Annotated in this window: 14 protein-coding genes and 1 other RNA gene; 11 read left to right on the top strand and 4 right to left on the bottom strand. The window is 61.6% G+C overall.

The genetic code is table 11. From position 1 onward, the window contains the following. The first annotated feature begins 73 nt into the window (after positions 1 to 73). Positions 74 to 1,747: a DNA repair protein RecN gene (gene recN, locus PSEST_RS04680; protein ID WP_015275872.1), complete on the top strand. Its 1,674-nt coding sequence runs from the start codon at positions 74 to 76 to the stop codon at positions 1,745 to 1,747. Between the two features lie 58 nt (positions 1,748 to 1,805). Here recN and fur read toward each other — a convergent pair whose 3' ends face one another. After that, positions 1,806 to 2,210, bottom strand: a complete 405-nt coding sequence (gene fur / locus PSEST_RS04675; RefSeq protein WP_015275871.1) for a ferric iron uptake transcriptional regulator — start codon at positions 2,208 to 2,210, stop codon at positions 1,806 to 1,808. A 95-nt stretch (positions 2,211 to 2,305) separates the two neighbouring features. Here fur and PSEST_RS04670 point away from each other — a divergent pair, with 95 nt between their 5' ends. Next, on the top strand, positions 2,306 to 2,821 hold the full coding sequence (locus PSEST_RS04670) for an outer membrane protein assembly factor BamE (protein ID WP_015275870.1): 516 nt from the start codon (positions 2,306 to 2,308) through the stop codon (positions 2,819 to 2,821). Between the two features lie 40 nt (positions 2,822 to 2,861). Here the strand turns inward: PSEST_RS04670 and PSEST_RS04665 are convergent, their stop codons facing one another. Both PSEST_RS04665 and PSEST_RS04660 read right to left on the bottom strand, forming a co-directional pair. Next, the gene (locus PSEST_RS04665; RefSeq protein WP_015275869.1) at positions 2,862 to 3,176 is read right to left on the bottom strand and encodes an RnfH family protein; all 315 of its coding nucleotides are present in this window, start codon (positions 3,174 to 3,176) and stop codon (positions 2,862 to 2,864) included. Further along, complete coding sequence (locus PSEST_RS04660; protein WP_014819218.1) at positions 3,169 to 3,603, bottom strand: type II toxin-antitoxin system RatA family toxin; 435 nt, start codon at positions 3,601 to 3,603, stop codon at positions 3,169 to 3,171. Before PSEST_RS04660 ends, PSEST_RS04665 begins: the two co-directional genes overlap by 8 nt. Positions 3,604 to 3,813: 210 nt before the next feature. Here PSEST_RS04660 and smpB point away from each other — a divergent pair, with 210 nt between their 5' ends. Continuing rightward, positions 3,814 to 4,296: an SsrA-binding protein SmpB gene (smpB, locus tag PSEST_RS04655; protein WP_003299438.1), complete on the top strand. Its 483-nt coding sequence runs from the start codon at positions 3,814 to 3,816 to the stop codon at positions 4,294 to 4,296. 69 nt (positions 4,297 to 4,365) lie between these two features. On the opposite strand, the gene PSEST_RS04650 is transcribed toward smpB, so the two are convergent. Further along, positions 4,366 to 5,151 (bottom strand): GntR family transcriptional regulator, encoded by a 786-nt coding sequence (locus PSEST_RS04650; protein ID WP_041756473.1) that lies wholly within the window; start codon positions 5,149 to 5,151, stop codon positions 4,366 to 4,368. 267 nt (positions 5,152 to 5,418) lie between these two features. Between PSEST_RS04650 and PSEST_RS04645 the strand changes: the two genes are divergently transcribed. The 8 genes from PSEST_RS04645 (at position 5,419) to PSEST_RS04615 (ending at position 16,538) form a co-directional block, all read left to right on the top strand. Beyond that, the gene (locus PSEST_RS04645; RefSeq protein ID WP_015275867.1) at positions 5,419 to 7,113 is read left to right on the top strand and encodes an L-lactate permease; all 1,695 of its coding nucleotides are present in this window, start codon (positions 5,419 to 5,421) and stop codon (positions 7,111 to 7,113) included. Positions 7,114 to 7,203: 90 nt separating this feature from the next. Then, positions 7,204 to 8,025, top strand: coding sequence for a (Fe-S)-binding protein (locus PSEST_RS04640; RefSeq protein ID WP_015275866.1), 822 nt, complete (start codon positions 7,204 to 7,206; stop codon positions 8,023 to 8,025). After that, positions 8,022 to 9,482, top strand: a complete 1,461-nt coding sequence (locus PSEST_RS04635) for a LutB/LldF family L-lactate oxidation iron-sulfur protein (protein WP_015275865.1) — start codon at positions 8,022 to 8,024, stop codon at positions 9,480 to 9,482. The genes PSEST_RS04640 and PSEST_RS04635 overlap by 4 nt, the downstream gene beginning before the upstream one ends. Continuing rightward, positions 9,479 to 10,150: a LutC/YkgG family protein gene (locus PSEST_RS04630; protein WP_015275864.1), complete on the top strand. Its 672-nt coding sequence runs from the start codon at positions 9,479 to 9,481 to the stop codon at positions 10,148 to 10,150. Before PSEST_RS04635 ends, PSEST_RS04630 begins: the two co-directional genes overlap by 4 nt. After that, positions 10,147 to 12,999, top strand: a complete 2,853-nt coding sequence (locus PSEST_RS04625; protein ID WP_015275863.1) for an FAD-binding and (Fe-S)-binding domain-containing protein — start codon at positions 10,147 to 10,149, stop codon at positions 12,997 to 12,999. Before PSEST_RS04630 ends, PSEST_RS04625 begins: the two co-directional genes overlap by 4 nt. Positions 13,000 to 13,180: 181 nt before the next feature. Continuing rightward, positions 13,181 to 13,486 carry a hypothetical protein gene (locus PSEST_RS04620; protein ID WP_015275862.1) on the top strand — a complete coding sequence of 102 codons (306 nt, stop codon included), beginning with the start codon at positions 13,181 to 13,183 and terminating at the stop codon, positions 13,484 to 13,486. 133 nt (positions 13,487 to 13,619) lie between these two features. Then, positions 13,620 to 13,998: a transfer-messenger RNA gene (ssrA, locus tag PSEST_RS21695) on the top strand. A gap of 98 nt (positions 13,999 to 14,096) precedes the next feature. Then, complete coding sequence (locus tag PSEST_RS04615) at positions 14,097 to 16,538, top strand: site-specific integrase (RefSeq protein ID WP_041756913.1); 2,442 nt, start codon at positions 14,097 to 14,099, stop codon at positions 16,536 to 16,538. Positions 16,539 to 16,645: the final 107 nt, after the last annotated feature.

Genomic DNA, 16,645 nt, shown 5'->3' with positions numbered 1-16,645 from the left:
TCCACTCGCGCTTGTAGCTGCAAGGAAAACCACTGTATAAATAGCCAGCCACGCAAATATCGGGAGCCTTGCCATGCTGGTTCATCTGTCGGTACACAACTACGCCATCGTCGAGCATCTCGACCTCGAGCTGAAACGCGGCATGAGCGTCATCAGCGGTGAAACCGGCGCAGGCAAATCGATCATGCTCGATGCCCTCGGCCTGACGCTGGGCGACCGTGCCGACAGCAGCGTGGTGCGCATCGGCGCCGACAAAGCCGACATCCTTGCCAGCTTCGATCTGGACGACATTCCCGATGCCCGCACCTGGCTCGCCGAGCGCGACATGGACAACGACGGCCCCTGCATCCTGCGGCGAGTGATCACGGCCGAAGGGCGCTCGCGCGGTTACATCAATGGCACGCCCTGCCCCCAGGGTGATCTCAAGGCGCTGGGCGAGCTCCTGATCGACATTCACAGCCAGCACGAGCATCAGTCGCTGCTGAAGACGGACACCCACCGACGCCTGCTCGATGAGTTCAGCGGCAGCCAGGAACTGGCGCGCCAGGTACAACTGGCTGCGCAACGCTGGCGACAGACCCGCCAGACGCTGGAACGACTGAGTAACAGCGGCGACGAACAACGCGCCCGTCATCAGCTGCTCAGCTACCAGCTTGAAGAACTGGAAAATCTTGCGCTTGGCGAAAACGAGCTGGAGCAACTGGAGCAGGAACACAGGAACCTCGCCAACGCTGAGCAACTGCTCGGCGCCTGCCGTCAGGTCATGGAGCTGTGCAGCGAAAGCGATGCCGGTAACGTGCTGTCGGCGCTGACCAGCAGCCTGCAACGTCTGACGGCTTTCCAGAACCAGCCGAAATCCCTCAGCGAAGCGGTCAACTTACTGGCGAGCGCGCAGATTCAGGTCGAAGAAGCCATCGGCGAACTCAACCGTTTCGTCGATCATTTCGACGCCGATCCCGAGCGGCAGCAGACGCTGGAGGAGCGTCTGGACACCATCTACACCCTTGCCCGCAAGCATCGCGTCCAACCCTCCGAGCTACCTTCGCTGCATCAGCAACTGCTGGAAGAACTTGAAGGGCTCAACGCCGACGACGAAGCAGTCGAACGACTCGGCGAAGAGCTTGCGGCCTACGCCCGGCACTATGAAGAAAAAGCAAGCGAGCTCAGCCGCATGCGCCAGGCCGCGGCGGATCAGCTGGCAAGCGCGGCGGAAGTTGAGATCCAGCGCCTCGGCATGCCCGGTGGCAGATTCAGCGTGCAGCTCAAGCCCGCAGTCGAAGGCGAACTGATGCCCTACGGGTTCGAACAGGTGGAGTTTCTGGTCAGCGCAAACCCAGGCCAGCCACTGCGACCGCTAGCCAAGGTCGCCTCGGGCGGTGAGTTATCACGCATCAGCCTGGCGATCCAGGTCATCACCGCTCAGACGTCTCGCGTACCGACGCTGGTATTCGACGAAGTCGACGTTGGCATCGGCGGCCCCACCGCGGAGATCGTTGGGCAACTGCTGCGCCGCCTCGGCGAACGCGGACAGGTACTGACCGTAACCCACCTACCCCAGGTCGCCGCCCAGGGGCATCACCACCTGTTCGTGCACAAGGCTCGCGGGGCAGATGAAACCCGCACGGCCGTCGCCGAACTGGATCAGAACGGCCGTGTCGAGGAGATCGCCCGAATGCTCGGCGGCGTCGACCTCACCGAACAATCGCTGGCGCATGCACGGCAGATGGTCACCTCCGCCCAGGCTTGAGCCCGGCTGACAGGCACAAAAAAAGGCGGCCGCGGCCGCCTTTTTCATGCACGGGAGATCAGTCCTTCTTGCGCACGTAGAGCACAAGGTTGTGATCAACCAGTTCGTAGCCGTGGCGCTTGACGATCTCTTTCTGCAATTTTTCGATCTCGGGATCGAAGAACTCGATGACATCGCCACTGTCGACGCAGACCATGTGGTCATGGTGCCCGCTGTCGGCAAGCTCGAAGACGGCATGACCACCATCGAAGTTGTGCCGAACTACCAGGCCGGCCGCCTCGAACTGGGTCAGCACGCGATAGACCGTCGCCAGACCGACATCCTCACCCGCTTCCATCAACGCCTTGTAGACGTCTTCGGCACTCATGTGACGGCGATCGGTAGTGTCCAGCATCTGCAGGATCTTCACCCGCGGCAGAGTTACCTTGAGCCCAGCTTTACGTAGTTCGCTATTTTCGACCATGGTTGGCTTTCTCGCTGCTGCTGTTTCGCAGCCTCCTTCAATACGGGTATGATCCGGGTTCTTTGCCCAGCCAAGATAGTGGAAGTCACCCACCGATGCAAAACACCAAGCTCATGCTGACCAGCCTCACCCTCGTGGGTCTGTTCGCACTCGCCGGTTGTTCATTTCCCGGGGTTTACAAGGTCGACATTCAACAGGGCAATGTCGTCACGCAGGACATGATAGACCAGTTGCGCCCCGGAATGACCCGCCAGCAGGTGCGGTTTATCATGGGCAACCCGCTGATCACCGACACCTTCCACGCCAACCGCTGGGACTACCTGTACAGCATCCAGCCCGGCGGCAGCCAGCGCCAGCAGGAACGCGTCAGCCTGGTATTCAACGCGAACGATCAACTGGCCGGTCTGGCCGGTGACTTCATGCCCGGCGTGAGCCGTGACGAGCAGATCCTTGGCCGCCAGCCGCAGGGCACCAGCACGACTCCAGCCGCTGTACCACGCCAGCCCGAAGAGCGCCCTGCGCCGGGATCGCTACTGGAGCAGATTCAGCGTGAAGTGGACCAGGCCGAACCGGTCCCGGTGCCGATTCCGGAACCTCTGGAAACCGAATAAACAAACGCCCGGCTAGCCCGGGCGTTTTTGTATCGGCCTGTTACGCATCATCGACCTTGTTCTTCGCAGCCTTCGCCGCCCGCTGCTTGCGCACCTCTTTCGGGTCCGCAATCAGAGGCCGGTAGATCTCGACTCGCTCACCCTCCTCCAGCACTCTTTCCTCAGGCTTGAGTACCGCCTTGCCAAAGATCCCGAGCGGCGCACTGCCCAGGTCGAGACCGGGGAAATGCGCGTCCAGCCCCGAGCGCAAGGCGGCCTCGCGCACGGTAGTGCCGGCGGGCACAGTCATCTGCAGCAGCTTCTGTTTGTCCGCCAACGCATAAACCACTTCGACCGCAATCGATGGCTTATCCATAAAGCTGCTTCGCCCGTTCGCAGAAGGCATCGACCAAGGTGTTGGCCGCCTGGTTGAACAGCGGCCCGAGCGTCGCCTTGACCAGCGGCCCAGCGTAATCGAAGGTCAGGTCCAGGCTGATCTTGCAGGCCTTTTCACCCAGCGCCTTGAACTCCCAGATGCCATGTAAATGGCTAAATGGGCCTTCCTCAAGCGTCATCTCGATCCGCTTGCCGAACTCCAGCGCGTTACGCGTCATGAAGCGCTGGCTCAACCCAGCCTTCGCCACGGTCATGCTGGCGTGCATTTCGGTCTCACTACTGGAAAGCACCTCGGTCGCAGAACACCAGGGCAGGAACTGCGGGTAGCTGGCTACATCATTGACCATGTCGAACAGCGCCTGCGCGGGATACGGCAGCAGCGCGGAACGTTGAATGTGCGTCGTCATGCGGACCTTCTACGTCGTCATTTCATTGCGCGCCGATCGGAAGCATCCGACGCAGCCAGCCCGCAACCGCACAATTGACGTCATGAAGAGTCAAGGCGGCGGCAAAGCGCGCACATTGTCGGGGATTAACGGCCGCCCCTCAAGTTTCTGGCGCCGCCACTGTCGAGGGCTGTCGCCAGCCGCAACGGGACTCCCTATAATGCGCCCCCTATGGCCAAACAGAAGAAACAGTCCCCCGGGACCATCGCGCTGAACAAGAAAGCGCTACACGATTACTTCATCGAACAGAAATTCGAGGCAGGCCTCGTCCTGGCCGGCTGGGAAGTGAAGAGCATGCGTGCCGGCAAGGCACAGCTGGTGGACAGCTACGTCCTGCTCAAGGATGGCGAAGCCTGGTTGATGGGCGCGCACATCACGCCGCTGACCAGCGCCAGCACCCACGTCATCGCCGACCCGACCCGCACCCGCAAGCTGCTATTGAACAAGCGCGAGCTGGGCAAGCTGTTCGGTGCCGTGCAGCAGAAGGGCTACGCCTGCGTGGCGCTTTCGCTGTACTGGAAGAAGCACATGATCAAGTGCGAGATCGCCCTCGGCAAAGGCAAAAAGGAGTACGACAAGCGCCACACCGAGAAGGAGCGTGATTCCGATCGCGAGATCCAGCGCGCCATGCGCACCAAGGGCAAAGACGACTGAGCTGCACCCGACTCTTGGGCTGATCAGCCCAAGCTAATACCGAGCCGGCAGCCAATGCCGGCTCCGCTCTCAACCTTCCTTCTGCATCCTTTCACCCTGCCGACGCTGCGCGCGCGCCAGCCGCTGGGCTTCCTGCTGACCTTCGGCCAGCACTTCCTGCACATAATTGATGTGCCGATGAATCACCTCGCGCGCTTCCACTGCCCGCCTGGCCATGATCGCCTCGTACAACTCGCGATGCTGACTCATCAGCATGTCCCGCGTTTCGTCACGCAGGGCGTACATGCCGCCGATGTTGGTCACCACGTTGCGCTTGAGCAGATCGAACAGACCACGAATGGTGTGCAGCAGCACCGCGTTGTGGCTGGCTTCGGCAATGGCCAGGTGGAACTGGGCATCGGCTGCGCCCTCCTCCGCTCGGCTCACCTTGCCTTCTCGGGTATAGCAATCCTGCAACGCCACGAAGGCTTCGGTGAGGCGCTTCTGGTCCACCTCGGTTGCACGTAAGGCCGCGTAATAAGCACAGCTGCCTTCGAGCGTATGGCGAAACTCCAGTAAGTCGCGCTGCGCATCGCTGTTGTTTTCCAGCAAGTGCAGCAACGGATCGCTGAACGTGGAGCCCAGCGACTCGGCAACGAACGTGCCCCCGCCATGCCGACTGACCAGCAAGCCCTTGGCCGCCAGTTTCTGAATCGCTTCACGCAGTGAAGGCCGGGAAACCCCAAAGCTTTCAGCCAGGGCGCGCTCGGCAGGGAGACGCTCACCCGCCTTGAGCGTGCCCTCGAGAATCATGGTTTCCAGCTGCGCGACGATGTCGTCTGCCAGCCGCCGCTGCCGCACCATGCCCACATCCATATCAGCCCCCAAATGGTCTTACCAATCGAGAATGCTAGCCATGACCGCGCATCCGCACAAGTGCGGCCGTTGCGACCAAAGTCTATAGCTAGCTAATTGACGCCCCTATACACAGCTCTTACGCTGGCCATTCCCTTCTGTTAAGTGGTCTTACCACTTTACAGAGTGGTCTAAAAATAAGAGGACTCAGCATGAGATCTGCGCACAACAACAACTCCACGGTCCGCTCAGGGCCCCATCTGAACCGAACCGCAGGGGAAGCCTGACATGTCCAACGGACTGCTCGCACTATTCGCCTTCACACCCATTCTGCTCGCAGCAATCATGCTGATCGGCCTGCGCTGGCCCGCCAGCCGCGCCATGCCGCTGGTCTTCCTGTTCACCGCAGCAATCGGGCTATTCGTCTGGGACATGAGCGTCAACCGCATCATCGCCTCGACGTTGCAAGGCCTGGTAATTACCCTCGGTCTGTTGTGGATCATCTTCGGCGCGATCCTGCTGCTGAACACCCTCAAGCATTCGGGCGGTATTACCGCCATTCGCGCTGGCTTCACCACCATCAGCCCTGACCGCCGTATCCAGGCCATCATCATCGCCTGGCTGTTCGGCTGCTTCATCGAAGGCGCGTCCGGCTTCGGCACTCCGGCCGCCATCGCCGCGCCGCTGCTGGTTGCGGTTGGCTTCCCGGCGATGGCCGCAGTCCTACTCGGCATGCTGGTGCAAAGTACGCCGGTGTCCTTCGGTGCGGTCGGTACGCCGATCGTCGTTGGCATCAATAGCGGCCTGGATACCGCCACCATCGGCGCGCAACTGGTCGCGCAGGGTTCCAGCTGGAACGCTTACCTGCAGCAGATCACCAGCAGCGTGGCGATCACCCATGCCATCGTCGGCACCGTGATGCCGCTGGTCATGGTGCTGATGCTGACCCGCTTCTTTGGCAAGGAGAAGAGCTGGAAAGCCGGCTTCGAGGTGCTGCCATTCGCGATCTTCGCCGGCCTGGCATTCACCCTGCCCTACGCGGCCACTGGCATCTTCCTCGGCCCGGAATTCCCGTCACTGCTGGGTGGTCTGGTTGGCCTGGCGATCGTCACCACCGCTGCCCGCTTCAAGTTCCTGACGCCGAAGACCACCTGGGACTTCGCCGACGCCAAGGAATGGCCGGCCGAGTGGCTGGGCACCATCGAAATGAAGCTGGACGAGATGGCCGCCCGCCCGATGAGCGCCTTCCGTGCCTGGCTGCCCTACGTGCTGGTCGGCGCGATCCTGGTGATCAGCCGGGTGTTCCCGCAGGTCACCGCTGCGCTGAAATCGGTATCCATCGCCTTTGCCAACATCCTTGGCGAAACCGGTATCAATGCAGGCATCGAGCCGCTGTACCTGCCGGGCGGCATCCTCGTTATGGTGGTGCTGATTACCTTCTTCCTGCATGGCATGCGCGTTTCCGAGCTCAAGGCAGCGGTGAAGGAATCCAGCGGCGTACTGCTCAGCGCTGGCTTCGTACTGCTGTTCACCGTGCCGATGGTACGCATCCTGATCAACTCCGGCGTCAACGGTGCCGAGCTGGCCAGCATGCCGATCGTCATGGCGCGCTACGTCGCCGACAGCGTGGGCAGCATCTACCCGCTGCTGGCGCCAGCTGTCGGTGCACTGGGTGCGTTCCTCGCCGGCTCCAACACAGTCAGCAACATGATGTTCAGCCAGTTCCAGTTTGGTGTGGCGCAGTCGCTCGGAATTTCCGGAGCGATGGTAGTTGCCACCCAAGCTGTTGGCGCTGCTGCAGGCAACATGGTTGCGATCCACAACGTGGTGGCCGCATCCGCCACCGTCGGCCTGCTCGGTCGTGAAGGCTCCACGCTGCGCAAGACCATATGGCCTACGCTGTACTACGTGCTGTTCACGGGGGTGATCGGCCTGATCGCCATCTACGTGCTGGGCGTGACCGACCCACTGGTCGGAGTGTAAGAAACAGGAATCGTGCCCCCGCTTGGGGGGCACGGTTGCATTCCAGAAACCGCATTTGCGGATAACCGGGCCAACCCGGAGACCAAGCCGATGAGCGAACTCTTCTACGATGCTGCGCCGAACGCTACCCGCGTCGCGCCGCCGCTGCCAAAGCCGCGCGAATACCCCGCCAAGCCAAGCCAGGTTTATCTGTTCGGTACCTGCGTGGTCGACCTGTTCTATCCCGAGGCCGGCCTGGATGCCATCCGCCTGCTCGAACGCGAAGGATTGACCGTGCACTACCCGCAGGGCCAGACCTGCTGCGGTCAGCCGGCCTACACCAGCGGCTACACCGACGAGGCCCGCAACGTCGCACGGGCGCAACTGGACCTGTTCGCCAACGACTGGCCAGTGGTGGTGCCGTCCGGCTCCTGCGCCGGCATGCTGCGCCACCATTATCTGGACCTGTTCAAGGACGACCCGGCCACGCTGAAGAAGGCGCAGGCCTTGGCCGAGCGCACCTTCGAGCTGGCCGAGTTCCTGCTCAATGTCTGCAAGGTCGAATTCAAGGACGCCGGCACGCCGACCAAGGTTGCCCTGCATACCTCCTGCTCGGCCCGCCGCGAAATGAACACCCACCTGCACGGCCGCGCCCTGCTTGCCCAGCTGGGCCAGGTCGAGCGCGTCGAGCACGACCACGAAAGCGAATGCTGCGGCTTCGGCGGCACCTTCAGCGTGCGCATGCCCGATATCTCCGGCGCCATGGTGCTGGACAAGACCCGCGCACTGAAGGAATCCGGCGCGCATCAGGTGATCAGCGCCGACTGCGGCTGCCTGATGAACATCAATGGTTCGCTGGAAAAGCAGCGTGAAGCCCTGCGCGGCCAGCATCTGGCGAGCTTCCTCTGGCAACGCACCGGAGGTGCCCGATGAACGCCGAACAGCGTATTCCCGCGATACAGATCGAGAACGCCGGTGACCCGGACTTCCGCGCCCGCGCGCGCAAGTCCCTGAAGGACGACCAGCTGCGGCGCAACTTCCGCACCGCCATGGACTCGCTGATGACCAAGCGCGCCGTGGCCTTCAGCGATGCCGACGAACGCGAGCGGCTGCGCGAGATGGGCAACCGTATCCGCGCCCGCGCACTGTCCAAGCTGCCCGAACTGCTCGAGCGGCTGGAAACCAACCTGACCCGTAACGGTGTGAACGTGCACTGGGCGGAGACGGTTGAAGAGGCGAACAACATCGTCCTCGAGATCGCCCGCGCTCATGAGGCGCGCCAAGTGATCAAGGGCAAATCGATGGTCAGCGAAGAGATGGAGATGAACCATTTCCTCGAAGGCCATGGCATCGAATGCCTGGAATCGGACATGGGCGAGTACATCGTCCAGCTCGACCACGAAAAGCCTTCCCATATCATCATGCCGGCAATCCACAAGAACGCCGGCCAGGTCGCGTCCCTGTTCCACGAGAAACTCGGCGTGGAGTACACCAAGGACGTCGACCAACTCATTCAGATCGGCCGCCGCACCCTGCGCCAGAAGTTCTTCGAGGCCGATATCGGCGTCTCCGGCGTGAACTTCGCGGTGGCTGAGACCGGCACCCTGTTGCTCGTGGAAAACGAGGGCAACGGGCGCATGTCCACCGGCGTGCCGCCGGTACATATCGCTGTCACCGGCATCGAGAAGGTAGTCGAGAACCTGCGTGACGTGGTCCCGCTGCTTTCGCTGCTGACCCGCTCGGCACTGGGCCAGCCGATCACCACCTACGTCAACATGATCTCCAGCCCGCGCAAGGCCGACGAGCTCGACGGCCCGCAGGAAGTGCATTTGATCCTGCTGGACAACGGCCGCAGCCAGGCTTTCGCCGACAGCGAGCTGCGCCAGACGCTGAACTGCATCCGCTGCGGCGCCTGCATGAACCACTGCCCGGTGTACACCCGCGTCGGCGGCCACACCTACGGCGAGGTCTACCCGGGACCGATCGGCAAGATCATCACGCCGCACATGGTCGGCCTGGACAAGGTGCCGGATCACCCCAGCGCTTCGTCGCTGTGCGGCGCCTGCGGCGAAGTCTGCCCGGTGAAGATCCCGATCCCGTCCATCCTGCGGCGCCTGCGTGAGGAGAACATCAAGGCACCGGACGATCCGCACAAGGTCATGCGCGGCCAGGGCAGCAAATACTCGAAGAAAGAACGATTGATGTGGGCCGGCTGGCGCCTGCTCAACACCAACCCGACGCTGTACCGCGTGTTCGGCTTCTTCGCCACTCGCCTGCGCGGCCTGACGCCATCGAACATCGGCCCCTGGACGCAGAACCACAGCGCACCGAAACCTGCCGCCCGCTCGCTGCACGAGCTGGCCCGCGAGCACCTGGAGGGCAAGCGATGAGCGCCAAGGCCAATATCCTCGCCAAGCTGAAGAACAGCCTGGAGGGCACCACGCCTATCGTCGATGACTACGACGTATCGCTGGTCACCCAACCCTGGAGCTATGCGCCCGAGCAGCGTATCGCCCGCTTGCGCCAGCTGATGGAAGCGGTGCACACCGAGATCCACCTGACCACCGACGCCGGTTGGCCCGCCCTGCTCGAACAGCTGCTGCACGATCGTCAACTGCCGAGCCTGCTGATCGCGCCGACCACGCCGTACGGCCAGCGCTTCACCGCGCATTGCGCCGGCCGCGAGGGCCTGCCGACGCTGAAGGCCTACGACCGCCCGGTCGAGGACTGGAAGGACGAGCTGTTCAACGACACCCCGGCGAGCCTCACCGGCACCCTCGGCGCCATCGCCTCCACCGGCAGCCTGATCATGTGGCCGACCCGAGAGGAGCCGCGCCTGATGAGTCTGGTGCCACCGGTGCATTTCGCCATCCTCAAGGCCAGTGAGATCCACGACAACTTCTACGAGATCCAGCAGAAGTTCCAGTGGGCCGCCGGCATGCCGACCAATGCGCTGCTGGTCTCCGGCCCGTCGAAAACCGCCGACATCGAACAGGTGCTGGCCTACGGTGCCCACGGCCCGAAGGATCTGATCCTGCTGATCTTGGAGGACGCATGAACGCGGCCGCGCAGCTTGAACGCGCGCCGCTGCCGGCCGAGTTCCTCCGCGAAGTCGAGCGCGTGATCCCGGTCGAGCGGCGCTTCGACGATCCGCTCTCCACCCTCGCCTTCGGCACCGACGCCAGCTTTTACCGGCTGATTCCCAAGCTGGTGGTGCGCGTCGAATCCGAAGCCGAGGTGATCGCGCTGCTAAAACTGGCTCATGCGGAGAACGTCCCGGTGACCTTCCGCGCCGCGGGCACCAGCCTGTCCGGCCAGGCGATCAGCGACTCGGTGCTGATCGTGCTCGGTGACAACTGGAACGGCCGAGAGATTCGCAACGGCGGCGAGCAGATCCGCCTGCAGCCGGGTGTAATCGGCGCCAACGCCAACGCCGTACTCGCGCCGTTTCAGCGCAAGATCGGCCCTGATCCCGCCTCGATCAACGCAGCGAAGATCGGCGGCATCGTTGCCAACAACTCCAGCGGCATGTGCTGCGGCACTGCGCAGAACACGTACAAGACCCTCGCCGGGCTGCGTGTCGTACTGGCAGACGGCACTGTGGTCGACAGCGAAGATGCCGCCAGCGTCGACGCCTTCCGCCAGAGCCACGCAGCACTGCTCGAACAGCTGGCCGAACTCGGGCGCGAGACCCGCGCCAACAGCGAACTCGCGGCGAAGATCCGTCACAAGTACCGCCTGAAGAACACCACCGGCTTTTCGCTCAATGCGCTGGTCGACTACGACGAGCCGCTGGATATCCTCAACCACCTGATGGTCGGTTCCGAAGGCACGCTGGGCTTCATCAGCGCGGTGACCTACGACACCGTACCGGACCATCCGCACAAGGCCAGCGCGCTGGTGGTGTTCCCCGACGTGGAAACCTGCTGCCTGGCCGTACCGGTGCTCAAGCAGCAACCGGTGTCCGCCGTGGAGCTGCTCGACCGTCGCAGCCTGCGCTCGGTCGAGCACAAGGTCGGCATGCCGGAGTGGGTGAAGGAACTGTCGCCGACTGCCTGCGCACTGTTGATCGAATCGCGCGCAGCCAGCCAGTCGCTGCTGCATGAGCAGATCAACCTGATCATGACTTCCATCGCGCATTTCCCGGTGGAAAAGCAGGTCGACTTCAGCGAAGACCCGGTGATCTACAACCAGCTGTGGAAGATCCGCAAAGACACCTTCCCGGCAGTCGGCGCCGTGCGCCAGACCGGCACCACGGTGATCATCGAAGACGTCACCTTCCCCGTCGAGCGCCTGGCCGAGGGCGTCAACCGCCTGATCGAACTGCTCGACAAGCACCGCTACGACGAGGCGATCCTCTTCGGCCACGCGCTGGAGGGCAACCTGCACTTCGTCTTCACCCAGGGCTTCGATGATCCGGCCCAGGTCGCCCGTTACGAAGCCTTCATGGGCGAAGTGGCGCAGCTGGTCGCCGTCGAATTCGGCGGCGCGCTCAAGGCCGAGCACGGCACCGGGCGCAACATGGCGCCCTTCGTCGAGCTGGAATGGGGCAGCGAAGCCTACGCGCTGATGTGGAAGATCAAGCGCTTGCTCGACCCCACCGGCATCCTCAACCCGGACGTGGTGCTCTCCGAAGACCCGGACATCCACCTGAAGAACCTCAAGCCGATGCCCGCCGCCGACGAGATCGTCGACAAGTGCATCGAGTGCGGTTTCTGCGAGCCGGTCTGCCCGTCCAACGGACTGACCCTCACCCCACGCCAGCGCATCGTCATCTGGCGCGACATCCAGGCACGCAAGCGCGCCGGTGTCGACACCACCGAGATCGAGCGCCTCTACCACTACCACGGCATCGAAACCTGCGCCGCCACCGGCCTCTGCGCCCAGCGCTGTCCGGTCGGCATCAACACTGGCGACCTGATACGCAAACTGCGCGGGCGTGAAGCGAGCAAAACCGGCGCCGCCAACTGGCTGGCCGACCATTTCGCCACAGCCGTGCAGGGCACCCGTTTCATGCTGCATGCCGCCAACGGCGCGCACATCATCCTCGGTACCAAGCGCCTGGCCAAGCTGTCCGCGACCATGACCAACGCCAGCAAGGGCCGCGTGCCGCAATGGACCCCAGCCACGCCGCAGCCGCTGCAACGCCTGCATCTGCCCAAGCCCACCGCTCAGGATGAGCGTCCGCGCGTGGTCTACCTGGCCGCCTGCGTTTCCCGAGCAATGGCGCCGGCCGCACGCGACCAGGAGCAGGAGCCGCTACTGGACAAGACCCGCAGCCTGCTGGAAAAGGCCGGCTACCAGGTGATCTTCCCCGAACAGCTGAACGACCTGTGCTGCGGCCAGCCGTTCGCCTCCAAGGGCTATGCCGAACAGGGCGAACGCAAGCGCCAGGAGATGCTCGACGCGCTGCTCAAAGCCAGTCGCGGCGGGCTCGACCCGATCTACTGCGACACCAGCCCCTGCACCCTGCGCCTGGTCCAGGGCCTAACCGATCAGCGCCTCGACCTGTACGATCCGGTGCGCTTCATCCGCACGTACCTGCTCGACAAGCTGGACTTCGTGCCACAGGAAAAAGCGATTGCCGTGCACGTCACCTGCAGCACCCAGCACCTGGGCGAAGCGCAGGCACTGATCGATATCGCCCGCCGCTGCGCCAAGGAAGTCGTGGTTCCGGAGGGCATTCATTGCTGCGGTTTCGCTGGTGACAAAGGCTTCACCACGCCGGAACTCAACTGTCACGCCCTGCGCAGCCTTAAAGATGCGGTGCAGATATGCGATGAAGGCATCTCCACCAGCCGCACCTGCGAGATCGGCCTGTCACGTCATGGCGAGATCGACTATCACGGACTGGTCTACCTGGTGGATCGCGTAACGCGCAGTAAAACAGCGACGCCAACGCTCTAGCACAGGCGTTATGGCCCTGCTCAGCGGAGCGGGGCCGTTTCGTTTGTGTCGCTTCGATGAACGCTCACGCGCAATCGCAGTCGGAATTTTAGAGCCCCTGACGGGTTCGATTCGACTCGGCGCCGCCGTTTCAGCAGTTATCAGGCAGGCCCGGGAAGTCCACAAGACTGGAGGACCCACCATGAAAGTTCACGCACTGCTCGCATCCGCGGTACTGCTCGCCAGCCCCGCCGTCTTCGCCCAGAACGACCTGTGCCAGACCAACCTGCAGGAAATCGATGACAACATGGCCACCAACACCGCGACCCTGGGTGAGCCGGCCAAAAGCAAAGTCGAGGAATACGTCCAGCAGGCACGCCAAGCTCAACAGTCCGGCGATACCGAAGCCTGCATCGCCCACTCAACCAAAGCCCTGCAAGAGCTGAAAGGCCCTGGCAGCTCCGGTAGCGGCGGCACCGCAGGCTCCGGCTCCGGCGCCGGCAACTGAGCCAAGGCGGCGGGATCGTGCGAGCGATCCTGCCGCAGTTGCCTGTATATTTTTTAACCAGCATGATTAAAAAGTGATCGACATCCCGAAAGGATCGCCGTACACTCCCGCCCCAGCACCACAAGCGTCACCAGGGGCCGATTAGGATTCGACGCCGGTAACAAAACTTGAGGGGCATGCCGAGTTGGTAACAGAACTCGTAAATAAACTGTTGCAAACCTATAGTTGCCAACGACGACAACTACGAAGGGTACGCGCTAGCCGCCTAACCTTCATCTGGTAGCTTCGGCTCCAGCGGTCACTAGGGGATGCCTGTAAACCCGAAAGGACTGTCAGACAGAACAGGATCGCCGCCAAGTTCGCTGTAGACGTAACGGCTAAAACTCATACAGCTCGCTCCAAGCACCCTGCCAATCGGGCGGCGCGGAGTTAACTCAGTAGATCTGGCTAAGCATGTAGAACCGATAGCGGAGAGCTGGCGGACGGGGGTTCAAATCCCCCCGGCTCCACCAATTCAACACTGAAACCCGTCTAGAACGCGGGTTTCAGGCCAGATTTGATGGCATTGGATTACTCACAGTCCGTCTGTGAATCCAAAAGGTATGCCATCATGTCCAAGCGCCAAAGCAAAACAGGTGTTCCGCACCTCGTCTATCAAGCCAACACTGGCTTCCAGTACTACCTCACATTCCCGAAGCATTTCGCGGCCAACCCGAAACTGCCTGCGCAAATCCGGTGGTCGCTCAGCCACGACGAAGCGCTTGCCCGCGACCTTGCGAGGTATCTGAACACGGCTTTCGAGCAGTTCCTTGCCAAGGCGACCGAGCACTATGTCGAGCTCTTTTCTGACCGACTGTTGGCTGACCTTCAAAGGTTTCACTTAGCGGTAGCGGAAGCACTCAAATTCGCCGACCGGGTTTGGAAAGTCCGCCCGTCGCCAATGAAGCTCGCGAACCAAGACCTTTCGGTCGCCCACGCTCGCATGATGAAGGACAGTGCCGAGCGAGTGGTGCTCTATAGTCACGAGCCAGGGTGCGAAATTTTCTTCGCACTGACACCAACGCCCGCACTGGTGAAAGCGCTTGGCGTTGGATTCGTACGATTCGACTGGCCGCTCGGAACCTGCGATCACAATGTCGCCAGCGACGCTGCCCGGTACATTTACGCCGCCCTTGATGTACTCGAGACCGTCCCACCCTCTCCAGGGCGCTATTCGAAAGAATCTCCTGCATTTACAGCGATGACGCTTTATGAATACCTGTGCCATGCCCGCCCAGACCAGGGTCGGAATCTCATGCACATCCCCCCAGCACTACCGCAATCTCGGCAAGCTTTGCATTTTCATCTTCAGCAAGCCAACGCGATGCATCTGAAGCTCCGCATCATTGATCGAGCGCTCTTGGTGCAGGAGGAATCGGGGCTTTATGTGATGCTTATCGAACTTGATCCGCTGTGCATGAAAGCGCATCTGAGAGAAAAGAAAAGCTTTCGGGTTGAGCTGCTCACTAGCTCCATCATCATTGCGGTCCTCATGCTGACGTATACGCTGCAGAAGGTTGATAAGGTGCTGTTGCGTTACTTTCAGGAAGACGATCACCAAGATCCTTACGCCCAAGCCATGCAGGAAATCGGTGACCTGGTTCGGCGGATGTTGGGTTCTGCTGCAACCACCGAGCCTATGCAGACGATTCCGGAGCTGAACTCGCCGACAGATGCTGCGGCACCGCCACAGGATCCTGGCACGCTCGCGTTGCTGAATGCGCTCGGGAGCGTTCTGCCCGACGCGCAGAAAGCCAAGCTTGAAACCCTCTTTACGCAGCCCTCTGTCAACGAACGCATTGTCTCGCCGGCGTGCGGTCCAAACGCAGGGTTGAGCCTCGCAGCTTTGGTAAAGGAATACGAAGAACGGCAAATTCGTGAAGGAGCCTGGGCTAATCCGCGGACCCGCATTACCGCTCGGGCCCGCCTGGAAGGCCTGTGCGAGCTGCTTGGCGGGCACCGGCAAGTCGAAACGCTGACTCGTGCTGAATTCAACACGCTACGCGATCATCTGCGCAGCTATCCGAAGAACCGGCACCGCCTTCGCGCCACCCGTAATCAGCCGCTGAGCAAGATCATCAGCGACGGGAAATTTGAGCCGATCAATCCACGCACCGCGAAAAAGTTCTTTGAGCTGGCACGGGCGCTTGTCACCTACGCACATGATCAAGGCCACATCACCGAAAATATCGCGGCCGGATTGGCATTCAGCACCAAAGGTGCCGAGGCCCCGAGGAAGCGCACCTATAGCCCAAGCCAGATCGAGAAACTTCTTCACGGCCCGGCCTACACGCTGACCCAGCCGCCTCGCTGGCGTCTGGACGACTACAAGTTTTGGTTGCCGCTGCTTGGCCTCTATACCGGCGCGAGGCTCAGCGAGCTGTGCCAGCTACGGCTCGAAGACATTCGGCAGGAGCTCGGCGCTTGGATCATCAGCATCAATCGGACAGGGTCGAAGCAACTCAAAACGTCCGACTCTGAACGGCTAGTGCCCATTCACAAGCAGCTGATCGAGACAGGCTTCCTCGACTATCACCAAGCTCGCCTGGACATAGTTAAGCAGGATATGAAAGCTCCTCTTTTCGAAAATATCCGTGTCTACGGTGATCTTTCTCCTGGGCACGTTGCGAGTCGTTGGTACCTGGGCTCAAGCCAGAGCAGTCATGGCTACTTGGGGCTCTGCGGCCTCGGAGAGGAGGGCCTGACGTATCACGGCCTACGGCATACTTTTATCAACCAATTCCGCAGACAGAACCTCGACCTCGCGAAAGCTAAAGCACTCGTGGGTCACGCTGATAAAAGTACAACTGGCGGCTATGGCGACTGCTATCCGTCAGACGTCCTCAAGGACGAGATCGACAAAATCGATTTCGGGCTTGGCTTGGATCACATCCATTACCGGCACTATCAGGAGCTAAAAAAAGCACAAGGTGACTTCAAAGTCGGGCGGCCGGTGGGCACGCCATTTCCGAACGTGCGAGCCCCTAAACGCCACTGGAAATCGTACGCATAAGGCCTAGCCAAACAGAGGCGGGGGCCCTGCTCCTGCCCTTTTTACACATCCCTCAATTATTGACAAAGTGTCAATAAAAGCTATCGAAGGTGCCTTTACAATAGATT

This window comes from Stutzerimonas stutzeri RCH2, from assembly GCF_000327065.1.
In the GTDB taxonomy this organism is placed as follows: Bacteria; Pseudomonadota; Gammaproteobacteria; order Pseudomonadales; family Pseudomonadaceae; genus Stutzerimonas; species Stutzerimonas stutzeri_AE.
Note: the sequence above shows the minus strand (reverse complement) of the source record. Positions and strands in the feature narration are given on the sequence as shown.

Coding starts and splice junctions, on each gene's coding strand:
- recN (WP_015275872.1), top strand. CDS start 74: ATGCTGGTTCATCTGTCGGTACACAACTACGCCATCGTCGAGCATCTC.
- fur (WP_015275871.1), bottom strand. CDS start 2,210: ATGGTCGAAAATAGCGAACTACGTAAAGCTGGGCTCAAGGTAACTCTG.
- PSEST_RS04670 (WP_015275870.1), top strand. CDS start 2,306: ATGCAAAACACCAAGCTCATGCTGACCAGCCTCACCCTCGTGGGTCTG.
- PSEST_RS04665 (WP_015275869.1), bottom strand. CDS start 3,176: ATGGATAAGCCATCGATTGCGGTCGAAGTGGTTTATGCGTTGGCGGAC.
- PSEST_RS04660 (WP_014819218.1), bottom strand. CDS start 3,603: ATGACGACGCACATTCAACGTTCCGCGCTGCTGCCGTATCCCGCGCAG.
- smpB (WP_003299438.1), top strand. CDS start 3,814: ATGGCCAAACAGAAGAAACAGTCCCCCGGGACCATCGCGCTGAACAAG.
- PSEST_RS04650 (WP_041756473.1), bottom strand. CDS start 5,151: ATGGATGTGGGCATGGTGCGGCAGCGGCGGCTGGCAGACGACATCGTC.
- PSEST_RS04645 (WP_015275867.1), top strand. CDS start 5,419: ATGTCCAACGGACTGCTCGCACTATTCGCCTTCACACCCATTCTGCTC.
- PSEST_RS04640 (WP_015275866.1), top strand. CDS start 7,204: ATGAGCGAACTCTTCTACGATGCTGCGCCGAACGCTACCCGCGTCGCG.
- PSEST_RS04635 (WP_015275865.1), top strand. CDS start 8,022: ATGAACGCCGAACAGCGTATTCCCGCGATACAGATCGAGAACGCCGGT.
- PSEST_RS04630 (WP_015275864.1), top strand. CDS start 9,479: ATGAGCGCCAAGGCCAATATCCTCGCCAAGCTGAAGAACAGCCTGGAG.
- PSEST_RS04625 (WP_015275863.1), top strand. CDS start 10,147: ATGAACGCGGCCGCGCAGCTTGAACGCGCGCCGCTGCCGGCCGAGTTC.
- PSEST_RS04620 (WP_015275862.1), top strand. CDS start 13,181: ATGAAAGTTCACGCACTGCTCGCATCCGCGGTACTGCTCGCCAGCCCC.
- PSEST_RS04615 (WP_041756913.1), top strand. CDS start 14,097: ATGTCCAAGCGCCAAAGCAAAACAGGTGTTCCGCACCTCGTCTATCAA.